Here is a 230-nt window from a genome sequence, read left to right on the forward strand (position 1 = left end):
GTAGCACTTATTTATATCATTTAACGGAATATATCGAAGGGGAGAGCCTACGAGTGTTTATGGATCGTCAAGCCCCTTGTGATATTTGGCAAACTTACGATTTACTTACTAAGATCGGCATGGCGGTCCGTGTGATGCATCGGAACTATCTACTGCATCAAGATATCAAGCCTGAAAATATATTATTAACTCAATCAGGTGCGGTCAAGTTAATCGACTTTGGCTCTGCT

1 protein-coding gene is annotated in these 230 nt (G+C 40.9%); it reads left to right on the forward strand.

The window, feature by feature from the left end; all coding sequences use genetic code 11:
- Positions 1 to 230 (forward strand): protein kinase domain-containing protein (locus SB772_RS46205; protein WP_410839294.1); only part of this gene is annotated, 230 nt, incomplete at both ends.

This window comes from Paraburkholderia sp. SIMBA_030, from assembly GCF_046535245.1.
In the GTDB taxonomy this organism is placed as follows: Bacteria; Pseudomonadota; Gammaproteobacteria; order Burkholderiales; family Burkholderiaceae; genus Paraburkholderia.